Annotated in this window: 15 protein-coding genes, 1 pseudogene and 1 riboswitch; of the genes and pseudogenes, 8 read left to right on the top strand and 8 right to left on the bottom strand. The window is 48.5% G+C overall.

Translation table 11 applies throughout. From position 1 onward, the window contains the following. Positions 1 to 293 precede the first annotated feature (293 nt). The 5 genes from CZ379_RS24010 to CZ379_RS23990 all read left to right on the top strand — a co-directional run bounded on the left by CZ379_RS24010 (position 294) and on the right by CZ379_RS23990 (position 4312). A complete protein-coding gene (locus CZ379_RS24010) occupies positions 294 to 623 on the top strand; it encodes a thioredoxin family protein (RefSeq protein WP_110933922.1) in 330 nt (109 codons plus the stop codon). Between the two features lie 364 nt (positions 624 to 987). Next, positions 988 to 1737 carry a stalk domain-containing protein gene (locus tag CZ379_RS24005; protein ID WP_234405003.1) on the top strand — a complete coding sequence of 250 codons (750 nt, stop codon included), beginning with the start codon at positions 988 to 990 and terminating at the stop codon, positions 1735 to 1737. 218 nt (positions 1738 to 1955) lie between these two features. Then, a complete protein-coding gene (locus CZ379_RS24000) occupies positions 1956 to 2720 on the top strand; it encodes a methionine ABC transporter ATP-binding protein (protein WP_110933921.1) in 765 nt (254 codons plus the stop codon). Next, on the top strand, positions 2713 to 3396 hold the full coding sequence (locus CZ379_RS23995; protein WP_110933920.1) for a methionine ABC transporter permease: 684 nt from the start codon (positions 2713 to 2715) through the stop codon (positions 3394 to 3396). Before CZ379_RS24000 ends, CZ379_RS23995 begins: the two co-directional genes overlap by 8 nt. 55 nt (positions 3397 to 3451) lie before the next feature. After that, positions 3452 to 4312, top strand: coding sequence for a MetQ/NlpA family ABC transporter substrate-binding protein (locus CZ379_RS23990; protein ID WP_110933919.1), 861 nt, complete (start codon positions 3452 to 3454; stop codon positions 4310 to 4312). 79 nt (positions 4313 to 4391) lie between these two features. Here CZ379_RS23990 and CZ379_RS23985 read toward each other — a convergent pair whose 3' ends face one another. Next, the gene (locus tag CZ379_RS23985) at positions 4392 to 5144 is read right to left on the bottom strand and encodes an ABC transporter permease (RefSeq protein WP_110933918.1); all 753 of its coding nucleotides are present in this window, start codon (positions 5142 to 5144) and stop codon (positions 4392 to 4394) included. Continuing rightward, positions 5132 to 5926, bottom strand: a complete 795-nt coding sequence (locus CZ379_RS23980; RefSeq protein WP_110933917.1) for an ABC transporter ATP-binding protein — start codon at positions 5924 to 5926, stop codon at positions 5132 to 5134. The genes CZ379_RS23985 and CZ379_RS23980 overlap by 13 nt, the downstream gene beginning before the upstream one ends. Before the next feature lie 277 nt (positions 5927 to 6203). Beyond that, positions 6204 to 6357, top strand: a riboswitch (FMN riboswitch). Between the two features lie 126 nt (positions 6358 to 6483). Here CZ379_RS23980 and CZ379_RS23975 point away from each other — a divergent pair. The 3 genes and pseudogenes from CZ379_RS23975 to CZ379_RS23965 all read left to right on the top strand — a co-directional run bounded on the left by CZ379_RS23975 (position 6484) and on the right by CZ379_RS23965 (position 10680). Next, on the top strand, positions 6484 to 7464 hold the full coding sequence (locus CZ379_RS23975) for a DMT family transporter (protein ID WP_110933916.1): 981 nt from the start codon (positions 6484 to 6486) through the stop codon (positions 7462 to 7464). Between the two features lie 482 nt (positions 7465 to 7946). Continuing rightward, positions 7947 to 9130 (top strand): annotated as a pseudogene (locus CZ379_RS23970) (IS3 family transposase). Between the two features lie 569 nt (positions 9131 to 9699). Then, positions 9700 to 10680 carry a DUF6612 family protein gene (locus CZ379_RS23965; protein WP_199925754.1) on the top strand — a complete coding sequence of 327 codons (981 nt, stop codon included), beginning with the start codon at positions 9700 to 9702 and terminating at the stop codon, positions 10678 to 10680. Positions 10681 to 10882: 202 nt separating this feature from the next. Here the strand turns inward: CZ379_RS23965 and CZ379_RS23960 are convergent, their stop codons facing one another. The 6 genes from CZ379_RS23960 to CZ379_RS23940 form a co-directional block, all read right to left on the bottom strand. After that, positions 10883 to 11563, bottom strand: a complete 681-nt coding sequence (locus CZ379_RS23960; protein WP_110933914.1) for a phosphatase PAP2 family protein — start codon at positions 11561 to 11563, stop codon at positions 10883 to 10885. Positions 11564 to 11791: 228 nt separating this feature from the next. Next, positions 11792 to 12634, bottom strand: a complete 843-nt coding sequence (locus tag CZ379_RS23955) for a sugar phosphate isomerase/epimerase family protein (protein ID WP_110933913.1) — start codon at positions 12632 to 12634, stop codon at positions 11792 to 11794. Next, the gene (locus tag CZ379_RS26870; RefSeq protein ID WP_234405001.1) at positions 12631 to 13329 is read right to left on the bottom strand and encodes a rhamnogalacturonan acetylesterase; all 699 of its coding nucleotides are present in this window, start codon (positions 13327 to 13329) and stop codon (positions 12631 to 12633) included. Before CZ379_RS26870 ends, CZ379_RS23955 begins: the two co-directional genes overlap by 4 nt. A 5-nt stretch (positions 13330 to 13334) precedes the next feature. Next, a complete protein-coding gene (locus CZ379_RS26865) occupies positions 13335 to 14210 on the bottom strand; it encodes an alpha/beta hydrolase (RefSeq protein WP_234405000.1) in 876 nt (291 codons plus the stop codon). 14 nt (positions 14211 to 14224) lie between these two features. Next, positions 14225 to 15625: a glucuronate isomerase gene (gene uxaC, locus CZ379_RS23945; protein WP_110933912.1), complete on the bottom strand. Its 1401-nt coding sequence runs from the start codon at positions 15623 to 15625 to the stop codon at positions 14225 to 14227. A gap of 32 nt (positions 15626 to 15657) precedes the next feature. Further along, positions 15658 to 17145 (bottom strand): UxaA family hydrolase, encoded by a 1488-nt coding sequence (locus tag CZ379_RS23940; RefSeq protein ID WP_110933911.1) that lies wholly within the window; start codon positions 17143 to 17145, stop codon positions 15658 to 15660. Positions 17146 to 17149 lie beyond the last annotated feature (4 nt).

The raw sequence follows: 17149 nt of genomic DNA, 5'->3' as shown, positions 1-17149 counted from the left end.
TATCTCAAAACTATGAACCAATAGAAATTAATTACAGGAAATCCACCTGTCGAATTCTGCTTGTTTTTGCCTCTTTGTAACGAGGACATTATTCAGACATATTCTTAATTTGATACAGAAGAAATCAACAGAGAATTATCGTAAAATGAAAGATAGAATACAGCAGATTATAGGAAGATAGCTGCTAATTTGAAGATGAGAGTACGGGCCAGCTTCATTTCGGAGGTACTTACCGCTTGCGGAGGGGGAAGCTGCGGTGACTTCCATTTAATAAAAAGAGAGGCGAGTTTAACATGCAGAGATTATATCAACTAAGCGAAATTAATCAGGTGATTCAGGAGCATGCTTTGGTGCTGCTGTTGATCAAAACGAGCCAATGCGGCGTATGCGAATCGATTCAAGCGAAGGCAGAGGGCTTACTGGGTTTCCATAAGAAGGTAAAGGGGATTTATGTATTCATGGAGGATGCCCCGAACACCGCAGCGGAGTATTTGGCGTTGTCTGCGCCGACGCTGCTGCTCTTTTGTCAAGGGAAGGAAGTCTATCGAGAGTCTCGATTTGTTCGTTTTGAAGAGTTGGAACTGGTGTTGCATAGGTATGAAGAGGCTTTGGAGGAGTTGTAAGTAAACAGTGATCTTCTGGACAGGAAGGGGGATGAAAGCTATGCAGGATCGGCTAAAGGCCCTTTTTACCCGATTAAGTGTGAAGCTGCTGGAGCACAGATGAAAGGGGCTTGAGAATCAGGCATATTTCGTAGAGCAATGAGTGGGAAGCGAGCGATAGCAGGGGACAATAGAGAAAAGGAGTGTTATAGGCCAATAGAAGGATGGGGATTGGTCTGTTAGTCTCGTTTCCCTTCATTTTCCTTGGTTTATTGAGTGGTTTCGCCCAACAATTGGGAGCTTCGACACATTTAAGAAGGATGTAGAATATTGTATTATTGTGTAGAAATAAATACATAAAATCTGATTGGAAAGGAAGATGATTTTGAAGTTTAAATCTAAGAAGACAGCAATGATCGGGACGGCTCTTATTATACTATTGACCTTTTCTGCCGGGGTATCGGCGGCTTCGACTCTGGAGCGCATTCAGGCAAACCTGAATCATGGCATTTCATTTTTACTTAATGGCCAGGCATGGACGGCGAAGGACGCTAATGGAGCGAAGGCTGTGCCGATCAGTTACAAAGGAACGACTTACGTGCCGCTGCGCGCTGTAGCTGAAGCTACTGGAGCGGATATTCGCTACGATGCGGGTAAACAGCAAATTTCAATCACGACGGGGCCGGTTGCCGAAACGCCGGGCAAGGGAGAGCGGACTCCTTTTAATGTAAACAATGTATCGCACTTTAAGTGGAGTTATTATGCGAGCGGCATTACTCGCAATAAGGAAGAGCTGCAATTCGGAGAGACGCAATACGAGACTGCGTTCATGGTTACTGGTGTGAACAGCGCCGGTCAAGGCGTTGCCTTTAAAGTGAAGGAAGGTACGAAAAAAGTAGGCGTGCTCGTTGGATTTAAGACGCCTAAGACAGACAAAGTGTATTCGGGAACATATACGATTTCCGATAAAGACGGACAGGCATTTGCTACGGGGAAAATCGAGAATGGAACTGTAGTGGAGAACGTCATGGTGCTTCCTAATCAAACTACCGAGCTGTATGTCAAATTTAACGGGCCGGCTGGGGACGATTCCACAGGCTACGTCATTTGGGACGAAAGCTGGCTGGAGAATTAATTTAATAGTTTTGCGATATGATTTCTTGATATTAGCCGAAGGATGGCCGCTTACAGGTGGCTGTCCTTCGGCTTTTTATTTCGAAGTTGTCTTATGAATTATTTAAAATTAGTGACACAGTGGGATTAATCACGTATAATCATGAGAAGATCAAGAGTATAACAGATGTCTGATATTAGTAGTACAATTTACAGGCTGCTAAAAAGGGGGAGAGCCTGATGATTTCACTGCATGAGGTTAGTAAAAGCTATGGACAACAGCGCAATGGGCAATTGGCCGCGGTTCAAGCGATAACTCTCACGATCGAGGAAGGCTCCGTTCACGGCATCATCGGCTCAAGCGGCGCAGGAAAGTCCACGCTTCTGCGGCTGATGAATATGCTGGAAGCACCTGATACAGGTCGCGTCATTGTCGAAGGAAAAGATTTAACGGCTATGGGGGAAAGCGAGCTGCGGGAGGCGAGGAGATCGATCGGTATGATATTTCAGCAATTCAACTTGCTGCAGAACCGTACGGTGAGCGGCAATGTCTCCGTTCCGCTGGAATTAGCCGGAATCCCGAAGAAAGAACGGGCTGAGCGGGTTCGTGAGTGTTTGCAATTCGTCGGTTTGTTGGATAAGGCAGAGGAGTACCCTGCGGCACTAAGCGGAGGACAAAAACAGCGTGTGGCCATAGCCCGCGCCCTGGCGAACAGCCCGAAGGTGCTGCTCTGCGATGAGCCGACCTCTTCCCTGGATCCGAAGACAACGAATGATATTCTTGCGGTTTTGCGGCATGTGAATGAGACCCTGGGCGTTACGATCGTTATCGTTACTCACGAAATGAATGTTGTGGCACAGATCTGCAAGCAGGTTTCTGTCATGGAGGACGGGCGTTTAACGGATAGCTTCGCATTGACTAAGCGGAATTACGCCGCCGACGCCCCTCGTCCGAAATCGTACAGGGAACAATTGCTGGGGACGGAGGAGCTGTGCGATGTTTGATGTTTCAGTGATTCTCGATAGTATGGTGCAGTACGAAGCTGAGATTAGGAAGGCCATCGGCCAGACCTTTCTCATGGTGGGGATATCCGTGGCAGCTGCCATCCTCTGTGGACTTCCGGCAGGCACGCTGCTTTTTCTATGCCGCAAGGGTCAATTGTATGAAAATCGCTCCTTATCCTGGGTACTGAATGGCCTTGTGAATATCATCCGCTCTTTCCCGTTTTTACTGCTTGTCGTCTTTATGATCCCGCTTACCCGCATGATCGTCGGCACGGCAATCGGCACGTTGGCCGCTTCCATTCCTCTATCGATCGTGGCGATCGCGCTTTATGCCAGGCAGGTGGAGCAAGCGTTGCTGGATGTCCCCCGCGGGGTGATGGAGGCGGCTCGATCCATGGGAGCGTCCAAAGTGGAGATGATTGTGAAGTTTTTGTACGTGGAAGCTCGCTCGGGTCTGGTGCTGGGTTTAACGACGTCAACGATTAGCTTTATCTCCTACTCGACTGTCATGGGCATCGTCGGAGGAGGAGGAATTGGCGATTTCGCCATCCGCTACGGCTATCAGCGCTATGAGACGGAGCTGATGACCGGGGTCATCATTCTGATGATTGTGTTGGTACAGGGAATACAGTTTGCGGGCACAACGGCTTCAAGATTGCTCGATAAACGTTCGTAGCGGGATTTGTACAGTGATTAAAATACTTAAAGATATATTTGGAGGGAAACATACGATGAAAAAATGGATACTTATGCTCTCATTACTTATGGTCTTCGTTACCGGCTGCGGCAATCAGGGCGCGAACAGCACTTCTGACAATTCGTCTTCGCAGAATCAATCGGAAGCTCAAACGGAGTCGCAGGATCAGGAAATGGTCACGTTAAAAATAGCTACCTTAATTCCGCCAATGACTGAAATTCTAGAGCTTGTTCAACCGATGTTGAAAGAGGAGGGCGTTAATTTGGAGCTTGTTGTATTGTCAGACAACATTCAGCCAAACGATGCGCTGGCGAATAAGGAAGTGGATGTGAACTTCTTTCAGCACGTTCCTTATATGGAGCAATATAATGAGAATAAAAATGCCAACCTGGTAGCTGTTCAGCCGATCTACCATGCTGTATATGGTGCTTACTCCAAGCGCTACAAATCCATGGAGGAGCTGCCGGATGGGGCGGTGATTGCTATCGCTAACGACCCGTCGAACATCGGGCGCTCGCTGGATATGCTGGACAAAGCCGGAATCATCAAGCTGAAGGAAGGCGTAGGCATTGATGCGACGCAAGCAGATATTATCGAGAATGAGAAAAAATATAAGTTCGAGGAAGTAGATTTGCTCATGCTGGCGCGGATGCTGGACGATGTAGATTTGGTACTGATGACGCCGGCCTATGCAAGCCCGCTCGGTCTAACGCCGAAGAAGGATGCGCTATTGACCGAGACAGCGGAATCCGACTTTGCGATTACGTTAGTAGCGCGTGAGGACAACCGGGAGTCCGAGGCTGTGCAGAAGCTGGCTAAGGCGATGAGCGGATCTGAGGTGAAGCAGTTCCTGCAAGACAATTATGATGATATCGCGATACCGGCATTTGAATAAAAAAATAAATATAAAAGAATCCGGGTGCTCCCAAATAGGAGCCCCGGATTCTTTGCGCTATTTTACCGTTATTCTACCGCTATTCAATTTGCCGCAGGCGCAAATCCTTGGTAAACCATTGACGGTAGCTCAGCGTGCTCAGCAGAATACTGGTGATGGCGGCTGAACTGGTGAAGGCAAACACGATCAGGATCTGATAGCGCACCGCTTCGACGGGGTTGGCTCCGGCAATAATCATGCCGGTCATCATGCCCGGAAGCTGAACGAGCCCAACGGTCTTCATCCCGTCAATCGTCGGGATCATGCTTGATTTCACGGAGCGCTTCATCACATCCTGAACCGATCTGCGGGCGGTCGCTCCGAGTGACAGCAGTGTTTCGATCTCCCCGCGCGAAGCATGGATGTCGCGTTTGAATTGATTCAGGAACAAGCCAGCCACCACCATTGCATTGCCAATCGTCATTCCGCTAATCGGAACAATGTACTGAGGAGTGGGCTCAATAATGTTCAGTCCCAGCAGCAGACCCATCATTAATAATTCTGTTGTCGTAATGGCCACGGCCACTCTCCACCAGATTCCCTCTAGGCCTTTTCCTCGTTTAGCTGCATTTCTTGAAGCGACGATAATCATGAATATGATAATGGCTATGATGAACAAAGGATGATTGCTGTTAAACACAAACTGAAGGACATAGCCCACCAGCAGCAGCTGTGCGGCGGCACGGATCGTGCCAATGGCGGTATCCTTTTCGAGATCCAGCTTCTGCCATACGGAGATCAGCATCGTGACCATAACGAATATAATCGTGAAGCTAAGTGCTAGGAGAGACATAATGCCCCCCTGTCTGCTGGCTGTTGCAGGTACCGGCGGGCAAGCTCTGTTTCGGGCTGTTCAAAGAATTGATCCGTCGATGTTCTCTCCAGTAATGTATGATTGTCCATAAACCAGACATAATCACTAATTCGGGCGGCCTGCTCAAGCTGGTGCGTTACCCAGATGATGCTGGTTCCTTCCTTGCGATGCCATTCCTGGAGCATGTTTTCTACCCGATTGGCATTGCTTTGATCCAGTGAGGCCGTAATTTCGTCCAGCAAAAGTATCTTCGGTCGCAATAATAAGGAACGGATTAGGGCTATGCGCTGTTTTTCCCCGCCGGATAAATCCGCCGCATTCTTGTTTAAGTCGATAGCTTCAAGACCGGCTTGCGATAGAAGCTTGTTCACAAGCTGAACGTCATAAGGAATATGATGAAGCTGATGAACCGTCCGCAAATTATCCTCAACACTGCCGGGCAGCATGACCGCTTGCTGTGCCACATAGCAAATCTTCATGCGCCATTCGATAGGATCGAATTGTTTTGAAGATACGCCTTCTAGGCGGATATCTCCCTCGTCGGCGATGTCCAGCAGGGATAATATCCGCAGCAAGGTGCTTTTGCCTTGCCCGGAAGTACCGAGAAGCGCAATCCGATCATGGCAGGCTAACGCGGCGCTTACCTTGTTAAACAGAAGAGTTTCCGAAGAATTGGCGTGGCTCTTCTTCAATTGTTCAAATTCGAGGAGCTTAGGCAAGATGGAGGCACCTCTTTTTCCATGGAAATTTATATATATCATTGTAGCAAACCTCCCTTGTGATGAGAACCATTCGCAATTTGGTAATACATCGTTCATACACACATCTGGGATAACCGCATAGAAAGTAGGTGAGGAATAAATAAGCGGATTACAACAGCTGTGAAAAATGCTATAATGGTTGAAAGTGAAGTGAAATTACATGAAACAAGTCAAAACTAGGTTTCAGATGTGACTTCCTTCACAGGAATAACCATCAATTTGTAGTAATCTAAATTCAAGGTAATAACACAGCTTTATAAAATACAAAAATTTGAATATGGATCTTCGGGGTAAGGTGAAATTCCTGACCGGCGGTGATAGTCCGTTCCTTGAACGGCCTTTAGCCCGCGACTCGCTGTCTGAAACCAGGCTGCGACTGATCTGGTGCAATTCCAGGGCCGACGGTAAAGTCCGGATGGGAGAAGATCAAGGGTAAGCATGCTTTGGATTTGTTGTGCCCAAGCAAGCTTATTTGATCAGCCCCCGTAAGATCGACGTTGTCGATGACGGGGGTTTTCTGCGCATTAGACTCCGTATTCAAGGTAAGGAGACGCATCATGGAAAATGTATCTGTAGGAGTCAAAATCAAACCTTCGAGACCGCTGGAAGCAGCTCGCTCCAAGAGCGGATTTTGGCTGGTTGTTCTGGGCGCCGCCCTGTGGGGAGCCGACCCGCTATTTCGCATCATTCTGCTTAAGTCGCTCACATCCGCACAAATTGTGCTGCTGGAGCATATCATTATCGCGTTAATCGCCATTCCCGTTATGTGGAAAAATCGTGATGAGCTGCGCGGCCTAGGCTGGAAGCAGGCTGGAGCCCTTCTGTTCATATCCTGGGGCGGATCGGCCGCAGCTACCATTCTGTTTACGATGGGACTCGTCAATGGCAACCCGAATGCTGTGCTGCTGCTGCAGAAGCTCCAGCCGTTGTTTGCCATCGTATTGGCGAGAATGCTACTGAAGGAACGGCTCCCGCGTCACTTCTCTTGGCTGATAATTCTAGCCCTGGCAGGTACTTATCTGCTGACCTTTGGCTTTACACTGCCAATCGGGCATTGGAGCGAAATTGTTCACGTCGGCAGCCTGTTATCGCTTGGTGCTGCGGCTTTATGGGGCGGTTCTACGGTAATGGGTCGTCTGATGGTAGGTCAGATGAAATACGAAACGGTCACCTCGCTTCGTTTCTTGCTGGCTCTGCCTCTGCTATTCGCGATTACCTGGAACGAAGGGGCAGCTTGGAACATTCCTACTGAGTCCGGTGCTTTTGCTGCCGTATCCTTGAATTTACTCGGTCAAGCGCTGCTGCCAGGCCTGCTTAGCTTGCTTGTCTACTATAAGGGGCTGACCACGACTAAGGCATCCGTGGCAACTCTCGCGGAGCTGAGCTTCCCGATGGTTGGCGTGGTTATTAACTGGATTGCCTTCCAGGAGATGATTACGCTGGCGCAGGCTTTTGGGTTTATGCTGATTTGGATGACGCTGTTCATCATTTCCCGACAATCTCAGGAATCGCCTGAAGTGGCGCTTAAATCTTCTTAATTCGTATAGAATGGGTTTCTTGAATCGATCCTCATTCCTATGGGGTGTGGAAAGTCCCGCCAATAAGGGAGGCTCTGTCGACCGTGGAGCAAACCGCCGAAAGGTTGGGGATAGAAGCAGGAACAGGAGTAACTGCACGAGTAACAGAGGCGGAGGAAGATTCATTTCTTTTCGGGGAAGGGTTTAAAGTGCGCTGCTTATACCTAGAACTTCTATATTAAGATACTATACCCTAGCTTCCTATACCAAGTGCAATACCAGGTCGTGTATACCAAGCTGTCGCATATAAATGGAAATCGTGTATCTAACTATACTCTAGGACAATACTTATTGGGAATATGTGGATTTCATACACCAAAAATCAAGAATCCGGCTCATGATTGACCAGTTCCATTCTTTTTACGACATAAATGCAACTAGAATAAAAAGTGGACAGTCCTTAAGTGAACCTAGATAATAATTCTTAAGGGAGAGATGTCCGGATGGAACGTAATAGTTACAGTGAAGAGTTTAAGAAGCAGACAGTGAAGTATATTTTAGAGCAAAGTAAGTCCATGCCGCAGTTGGCCGAAGAACTCGGTATATCTGCCGGTGTGTTGCACAACTGGAAAGCACTTTACCGCGATGAAATCCAGCTGGAATCTTTAGTCACACCGGAGAGAGTGCGTCAACTCGAACAACAACTGCGTAATAAGGAACTGGAGAATCAAGAGAAGGAGCGGGAAAATCAAGATCTCCAGGAAGAACTCGCTATATTAAAAAAGGCGCTGCACATCTTCAGCAAAGAAAGGAATTGAGATTCCAATTCATTGAAGAACATCGCTCCGAGTTTTCGGTGGAGAAGATGTGCAAGGTTTTACAAGTGTCTCGGAGTGGCTTCTACAAGTGGCAAAAGGCATTGCCTAGCGAGCAGAAACTTCGAAAGGCGAAGGTTCTGGAGAGAGTCAAGTATCATTTTCATGACTCCGGGGAACGCTACGGCAGTCCTAAGATTACCCGAATGCTGTGGAAAGAGCGTATCCAGATCGCGGAGCGCACAGTTAGCATCTACATGAAAGAACTGGGGTTGCGTTCTTGTGTCTCCCGTAAATTTAAGGTGCAGACGACCGATTCCAATCATGACTCACCCATTGCTCCCAATGAGTTGAACCAGAACTTTGCCGTATCTGAACCGAACAAAGTGTGGGTTGCAGATATTACCTACATCCCCTGCCGAGAAGGACGGCTGTACTTGGCTAGTCTGATGGATCTGTGCACACGCGAGATCGTGGGTTGGCGGCTTTACGGCCGGATGACAACAGAACTTGTCTTAGATGCTCTAGAGGCCGCATATGATGCGAAAAAACCAGGTAAGGGATTGCTTCACCATTCCGATCGCGGTTCACAGTACGCATCGAAGGAGTACCGTGACAAGCTGGAATCGTATTCCATGAAGGTTAGCATGAGTCGTAAAGGGAATTGCTACGATAACGCTTGTATCGAGTCATTTCACAGCATCTTGAAAAAAGAACTCATCTACAGAACGAAGTTCAAGACCAAACAACAGGCTTACGAGACCATTTACAGGTACATTGAATTTTTCTACAACCGCAAACGAATCCACAGTTCAATCGGCTATTTGTCGCCGGTTCAATTTGCTGCGCAATTCAAGAAGAAGACGGCATAAACTTTCACTTAATAGGTGTCCACTTTCTTGACAGAAGTCCAAAAATCCACTTAAATCTGATTTCTCTCTCTTAGGGCGCAAACTAATTACTATAAATCCAGTTGTACAATTTAAATTATTAAAATGGATGTCAGGATTCGTACGGAAAATGTTCCTCCAAGCGTTGTTGCTGCTGCTATATTCTTAGGTGACATAGGTTTGTGAAATTCAGAAATCCGGTTACAACGGCGACCGAGCTATGTTCCCGGAGCAGCGCTCTGAATAAGGCAGTTCGATTCTTTGTGCCGAAATTTACCCCTTTTGCGATTTGAGAGGCTGATACAGCTATTGATCTTAGCAAGCATAGATTTTTGAGGCGGCAGTAAGTGTAACTTATGTATAATGATAGACGCAGGTAATAGCAGTTGTGAAATCAAGTAAGAATGACGCAAATGTGATTAAATACGATATGGGGACGCTGAAAGGCGTTCTTTTTGTCGTTGACAATTATTAGGGCATTCGTTACCTTGTTATAGAAATGTGAAAAATAAAGGGTCGAATTTAACGATGGATAAAGGAGGAAATGTACTTTGATACATAGAACGGCGAGGATGACTTTGTTAACAGCTCTACTGGCGATTGGCTTATTGGCGGGCTGTACGTCGAAATCTGCTTCTGAAATGGAAGTAAATTCTGCTGAGAATAAAACATCAGACTCTAGTACAAACACAACGGCCAACGTTACAACTAACGATACAAATAATGGCTTAGAGGGCAAGCGTGAAACGGAAGCCGGAACAAACATAAAATCTTCGGCGAAGCCGAAACAAAATTCAAATTTGCCAGAGGCTGGAGATCTCATTGAGCGGATTATCTTGGCGGGAAAGCAGTTGAAGAGCTTTTCGGTCGAAGAGGATTCGTATCAGCGTATAGTAAGCAATATTTCAGAGATGACTCCTACGGTGGAAATCATCGATATGCGGTCGAGGAGCGAGGTCATCAAAGAGCCATTCCAGATATACGTAAAGTCTGAAACCAAGATGGGTGGGGAGAACAATGATGTGGAAATGGATTTAGATCTAGAGCAATATGTGACGGAAGATGCCATCTATATGAATTTTGGAAACTGGATGAAGATGAATGAAGAACTGAGCGTAAAAGCAATGCCAGCCATGAGAGAAGGGGGATATCCTGAACGGCAACTGAAGCCTTATGAATCCGTCCTTGAAGCGCTGGAAGTTAATGAAGAAGGAGAGCATTATGTCATCCGAGCCAAGTTAAATAACAACCAGATGCTGAAATTCGCCGACAGTTACCGGAACCAGACGAATGATCGCGGAGAGCCGTTGATGGAGAATTATTCCGAGGCAAGCTTCAGGAAAGCGAATATCGTGTTTACTGTTCACAAGGATACGTATTATCCTGTTGAAATCAGTTTATCTATGGAGATGGATTATGTGATAGTGTCTGGAAGCAAGGTTTCCATTGAAATGGAGAAGAGGAGTAAATATTCTAACTATAACAACCTTAAGAAAATTAAAATACCACAGGAAGTACTGGAGCTTGAATAAACAGCCCCCCTTCTACCGAGGGGCATCTTAATTGCGACTGCTAATTGTTGATTCCAGCAACTTGGAAGTGTAATTCTGAATACAGGAATTATTACAGTCTTGACACTAAAGTCAAAGATACCTGTTCCTAGCGTCCGCGGCAGTTCTCAGCCCTTGCGTGATTGCTCCTCAGACCATGGCACTAAATCAACCCTTGCATTGGTTACTTGCCTTGTGAGATTTCGAGACTTGGTTCCTGCAGCGGCGGCTGGTTGGCGTGCATTGCGCTCATTTCTGAAACCTCTGGGAAAACCCATTTACGCACTACGAAATACAAAACTTCGACCAGCACGATCGCCCCGGCAATATCCAGGACGACATGCTGCTTCACGAATACCGTGGAGGCCGTAATCGTCCAAGACGCAATAATAATCGTCCATTTGGATAAAACAGACCATTTGCATTCAGCCAGCCCTTTGAGCATCAAATAACTGGTCAGGACATGAATGCTCGGAAAACAGTTATAAGGGCCATCCGTCTGGTAAATGAAATTGACCAGCCAGTAGGTTAGCCCCGTCTCTGTAATCACCGGACGACCTACCGTCGTTTGGTAGAAGAAGAAGGTAATATAACTGGCGATAAGTCCCAGACAGAGCGTGAACAGTGTGCGATAGTACGTTGTTTTGTCTTTCATGAAATAAGCGACCAGCATGGCCAGAATAAAAGGGTACCATAGGATGTAAGGAATAATAAAAGCCGATATGAAAGGGATATGGTCATCCCAAGAGATCATGAGACTTCTTACTGTCGTATTGCCGTGGTTCAATACCCCATAAAAGATATTAAGTACCGGGATAGCCAAAATCCATAATAATGGCTTGTAATCCGCTATTTTTCTCTTCAACCCATTCGCCCCCTACCCTCTTCATTTCTGTATATGCTACTCCATAGGTATAGCAGATGTGCAGGAAGATTACCACCTAAAAAGTTCCATATTTTGCTGACAAAGCTTTAATATATTTAAAACAACCGTTTCATGAGCTTTAAGCGGGCTCACACGCCCCAACGAAAATCCCCGGTTCAAATCCCGCTAATGCGGGCCGAACCGGGGATATGACGTTAAGACCGTTGCTTACACATCCTCATACAACCGCTGCAAAAATGCAACGCTCTCCGCCAAATGCGGCTCGGTTGTACTCTCCATGATGCCTTGAATATGAGGGCGCTCATATTTCATGTAGCGCAAAATGGGCTCGAATTTGAGCCAGCCCTTGCCTACGGGCACCATTTGGATTTTCCCGTCCTGGACGATAAAATCCTTCAAATGGATGACGGCTATGCGATTTCCAAGCAACTCGAATGCTTCGGCAACGACTTCATCCTGCCGCTTGTAGTTATCTGGCGACATTAAATTCGCGCAGTCGAGAATGATTTGCAGGTTATTCGAAGGAATCGCGTCGAGCAGGCGCCGAGCTAAAGGTGCTGTATGGAGGGGATGATTCAATCCTGCCTCAATCCCGACAGTAACCCCAAAACGTTCCGCCTCGGCAACCATCTCGCGTACCGCAGCGATGACTCTCTGGAAGGCTTCCTCGGTGAAATTATCGGTCGTGTAGCCTTTGCCGACGCTGCCCGTCTCTGTCCCTACGAGACTGGCGCCAAAATCTCTCGCTAAGCGGAGATTGGTTTTGAAGTCAGCCAGCGCCTGAGTCTCCTCCTCGGGGCTGGGAGCGACAATATTGACATAGCAGCCGAGCACGGCAATTTGAATGCCGGCCCGCCGAAAGGCGTTGCCGTAGTAGGTTGCTGTACCCGGGCTTAACGCGGAAAGGCTCGGCGCGCTTTTCGGGAAAGATTTTTTGATGGCAAATTGAATATGTGAAAACTCATATTGCTGCAGCTTCTGAATAAGATCCTCCAATGGAACTTGTCCGAAATCATGGGCGCGAATCCCGAGATGAAATGGAACGGTCATGTGATCTCTCCTTTTAAATGCTGCTGTAAAGCAGATAGTTCAGCGGATTGCTGGATGGCTAGTGCTACAAGCCTGGCGATTTGCTGTGCTCCTTCGTCCGAGAAATGGGTGTCGTCGGTGATGCCGGCTGGATAATTCGGATGCGCCTGCTCCGGCAGGTGCATAAATAGCCGCTTCGATTGGCCGAGCCCAAAGGTTTGGTAAAGCTGCTGCGAAGCTGCAAAAATATCAAGCAGCGGCGTTCCTGTCTCAGCGGAGATTTCCCTCATAGCAAAGGGATACTCGCCTACCGCGAAAGGGTCGAGCGTGCCGTCTTCCAAGAGGCGGCGGCGGCTCACCGAGGTCAGCAGCACGGGGTAACCGCCGCGCCCGCGAGCAGAATCAATGAATCGCTTCAAGTTCTGGCGATATTCTTGTTTTGGATCTGCATAGCGGCTCGGATCTTCCACTTTTCCGTCATTGTGCCCAAACTGGATGAACAAATAGTCGCCCGCGCCGAAATCCTGCTCTATGGCAGCCAGCCGCCCTTCAGCTAGGAATGACTTCGTGCTGCGCCCATTAATTGCGCGGTTGTCCACTCGCATGGAGGGCTGGAAATAATTCTGCAAATATTCGCCCCAGCCTGTCATCGGCTTCTCGGCGGCCCCTTTGAGAGCTGCTGTAGAATCCCCGGCAATAAACAAGATATGGCTCATCAACATCAAGTTCCTTTCTTTACATAGTGATGTTGGCCCAACCATTTCTCGGCAAGGGTTAGCCACTGCTTAACGTGGGCATGGTCGTCCGAGAGGCCGAGCCCATGACGCCCCTCCTCGAACACATGAAGCTCAAAAGGGACTTTGTTGCGGGATAAGGCCGCTGAAAGTAGCAGGCTATTCTCTACAGGCACGACGGAATCATCAGCGGTCGTCCAAATGAAGGTAGGAGGTGTCTCGGCAGTAACCTGCTGATCGGATGACCAGGCATTAAGCACTTCTGGATTAGGATTGGCTCCTAAAAAATGATCCCGGCTTCCTTCGTGGGTATGTGGCGAATGCAGGGAGATGACAGGATAGCTTAGCAGTAGAAGATTCGGCTTCTCCACGCCTGTCGTTGCAGCGATGGAAGCCAAATGCCCTCCTGCCGAGAAGCCGATCATCCCGACCTGATCAGGAATGACGCTCCATTCTTTAGGGGCTTCCCGTACCCATTGGAGAGCATCCTCCACATCCTTAATCAGCGAAGTGAATTCAAAATCTCCAACCTGATAATGGAGCACCCCTGCGTGAATGCCTAGGCTGTTCAGCCAGCGAGCGATCGGCTCGCCTTCATGCTCGGCCAAATGTTCGTAGCCGCCGCCAGGCAATACAAGCACGAAGGGCCGGGCCTTGTCTCCGCCTTGGCCTTGGTCGCCCTGCTTGCGGCTTAGATCATTGTTCTGCTTCATGTAGGGGATATCCTTTTTATCGCCGCTCTGTTCTTTATCTTCCACCTCGTTCGCTTCCAGAGCAGGATAGAGAAAGAGGAGGGAGGTTTCCTTGGGAAACCTTCCTTCCTCTTTCGTCAGCTGCTCGTTGTTCGCACAAACCAGTAACATGAGCGCTGTCTCCTTTACTGGCCAGTGCTGAAGCCAAAGTAGTTTGCTGCGTTGTTATAAGAAATGTCTTCGACCAGTTTTCCGAGCAGTACAACATCGTTCGGAGCTTCGCCGCGTTCTACCCATTCCCCGATCAGCTCGCACAAGACGCGGCGGAAATATTCGTGGCGCGTATAGGAGAGGAAGCTGCGTGAATCCGTCAGCATTCCAACGAAATTGGCCAGTACGCTGTTGTCGGCAAACATCGTGAGCTGATGGCGCATTCCGCTGCGAGTATCGTTATACCACCAGCCCGATCCCAACTGCAGCTTGCCCGGGGTATCCTTCTGATAACAGCCCATCAAAGCCAGGATGGCCGGGTAGTCGTTCGGATTCAGGGAATACAGAATCGTCTTCGGCAAACCCTTGGTGCTTTCCGCACGATCCAGCAATTGCGAGAGCGATTCGGTCAGCGACAGGTCATTGATTCCGTCATAACCGGTGTCAGGCCCAAGCTTGTTGAACATCGGCGTATTGTTGTTTCTGTAGGCGTGTATGTGAAGCTGCATCGTCCAGTCCATCTCATGATACATGCCAATCAATGCGGATAGAAGCTCGGTGCGATAGACTGTTATTTCCTCCTGGGAAAGATCGTCCCCGGCCAGCCTTTTCGCAAAAATCCGTTCCACCGTATTGGCATCCCCGGCTTGGTAACGAAGCACATCGAGGGCATGATCCGATAGACGGCACCCGTGCTGATGGAAGAACTGCACGCGATTCTTAAGCGCGTCTACCAGCTCCGCATATGAGGTTACGGAACTGCCGGCAGCCTCTCCCAAACGTCCAATCCAATCTTTAAAGCCCGGCGCATCAATGTTAAGCGCCTTATCCGGCCGGAAGGTTGGGAACACATGAAAGTCCTGCTCCTCTTTAAGCAGTGCCTGGTGATATTCCAGGGAGTCCACAGGATCATCGGTCGTACAAATGATCTTCACTTTGGAGGTTTTGATGAGACTGCGGCGCCGGAAATCCGGGGAAGCGAGCTTTTTGTTCGCTATCTCCCATATGCGCGGTGCAGACTCTTCGTTCAACAGCTCATCGATGCCGAAGAAACGGCGAAGCTCTAAATGAGTCCAACTGAACAGCGGATTGCCGATCGTTTTAGGCACCGTTCTTGCCCAGGCCAGAAATTTGTCATAGTCGGAGGCATCTCCGGTGATGTGGGATTCCGGCACACCGTTTGCACGCATCAAGCGCCATTTGTAATGATCCCCGTACAGCCACGCTTCGGTAATATTCTTAAAATTTCTATTCTCGTAGATTTCCTTTGGATCAAGATGGCAATGATAGTCGATAATAGGCATATTGTCGGCGTAGTCATGGAATAGGGACTCGGCCATATCTGTCGTTAATAGGAAGTTGTCGTTTAGAAACATGCCGCTTAGCTCCTTTATAATTATTCGATAGCCTAGAGAGTAACTCCAGTCTTGAAGATCGCCAGCTCGCGAACTTCATTCTGCTCATTGCGGGTTTGCTGGCCGTTGGCTACGGAGATCACATAATCGATAAATTCCTCAAGAACCTGATCCATCGGCGTATCGAGCAGAGGGCCGGCGTTGAAATCCATCCAATGCTTTTTGTTGTTATATATATCATTGTTCGTAGCGATTTTGACCGTTGGTACGAAGCTGCCGAATGGCGTTCCTCGGCCTGTCGTAAACAGGACTAAATGGCAATCGGATGCAGCTAACGCGGAGGATGCTACAAGGTCATTACCCGGTGCTTGCAGAAGGCTCAGCCCTTTTTTGCGAAGCTTCTCTCCGTACTGCAATACATCGACGACCGCAGCAGTTCCGGCCTTCTGAGTACAGCCAAGCGATTTATCCTCAAGAGTACTGATGCCACCGGCTTTGTTGCCCGGCGAAGGATTCTCGTAGACTGATTCTCCGTGGGACAGGAAGTACTGCTTGAAGTCGTTGATCAAGTGTACGATGTCCTCGAATACCTCTTCGTTTTCCGCACGAGCCATGAGCATTTTCTCCGCGCCGAACATTTCGGGAACTTCCGTCAAAACGGAGGTTCCGCCCTGGGAGATCAAGAAGTCAGAGAAGGCTCCCAGCAGCGGGTTCGCCGTAATACCTGAGAATCCGTCAGATCCTCCGCATTTCAGGCCGACGTTCAGCTCGCTGACCGGAACGGGTTCCCGGCGATCGTTTTGTGCTGCATGATAGAGCTCTTCCAGTAAGGCCAAGCCGGCTTCGACTTCGTTTCCGACTTCCTGCGCCACGAGAAACTTCACGCGCTCTTCGTCGTGTTCGCCCAGCATGCTGCGGAATTCAGCAACAATATTGTTCTCGCAGCCTAAGCCGAAGACGAGCACGCCGCCAGCGTTCGGATGATTGACCGCATCCATCAGAATGCTGCGCGTCATGCGGTGGTCATCCCCGAGCTGTGAGCAGCCGTAGGGATGCTTCAGCACGGTAATATTATCAAAGGTACCCAGATCAGGGTGGATCGCCTTGAATTCCTTAATCATTAACTCGGCAACCCCATTGACGCACCCTACAGTAGGAACGATGAAGAGATCGTTACGGATGCCGACTTTTCCGTTTTTGCGGCGATAACCTTGGAAGGTCAAATCACGTTTAGGGTACGTTACCGGATGGAGATCGGGAACATATTCATATTCCTCCTCGCCCTCGAGGTTCGTCGCCAAATTATGCGTATGCACCCATCCGCCGCGTTGAATCGCGGAGGTGGCATGCCCGATAGGATAACCGTATTTGGTTACGACATCGTTGGGCCCGAAGTTGGTTAAGGCGATTTTATGGCCTTGGGGAATATCCTCTAATGCTTTTAGAATCTCATTCTCGAAATTCAGCTCTTCCCCTGCGTTAATCGGCCTTAAAGCCACGGCTACGGTATCGCGGGGATTCATCTTCGTTAGTCTTTGCATAGTA

It is taken from the genome of Paenibacillus bouchesdurhonensis (assembly GCF_900155685.1).
In the GTDB taxonomy this organism is placed as follows: Bacteria; Bacillota; Bacilli; order Paenibacillales; family Paenibacillaceae; genus Fontibacillus; species Fontibacillus bouchesdurhonensis.
This window is presented reverse-complemented; position numbering and strand designations above follow the sequence as displayed.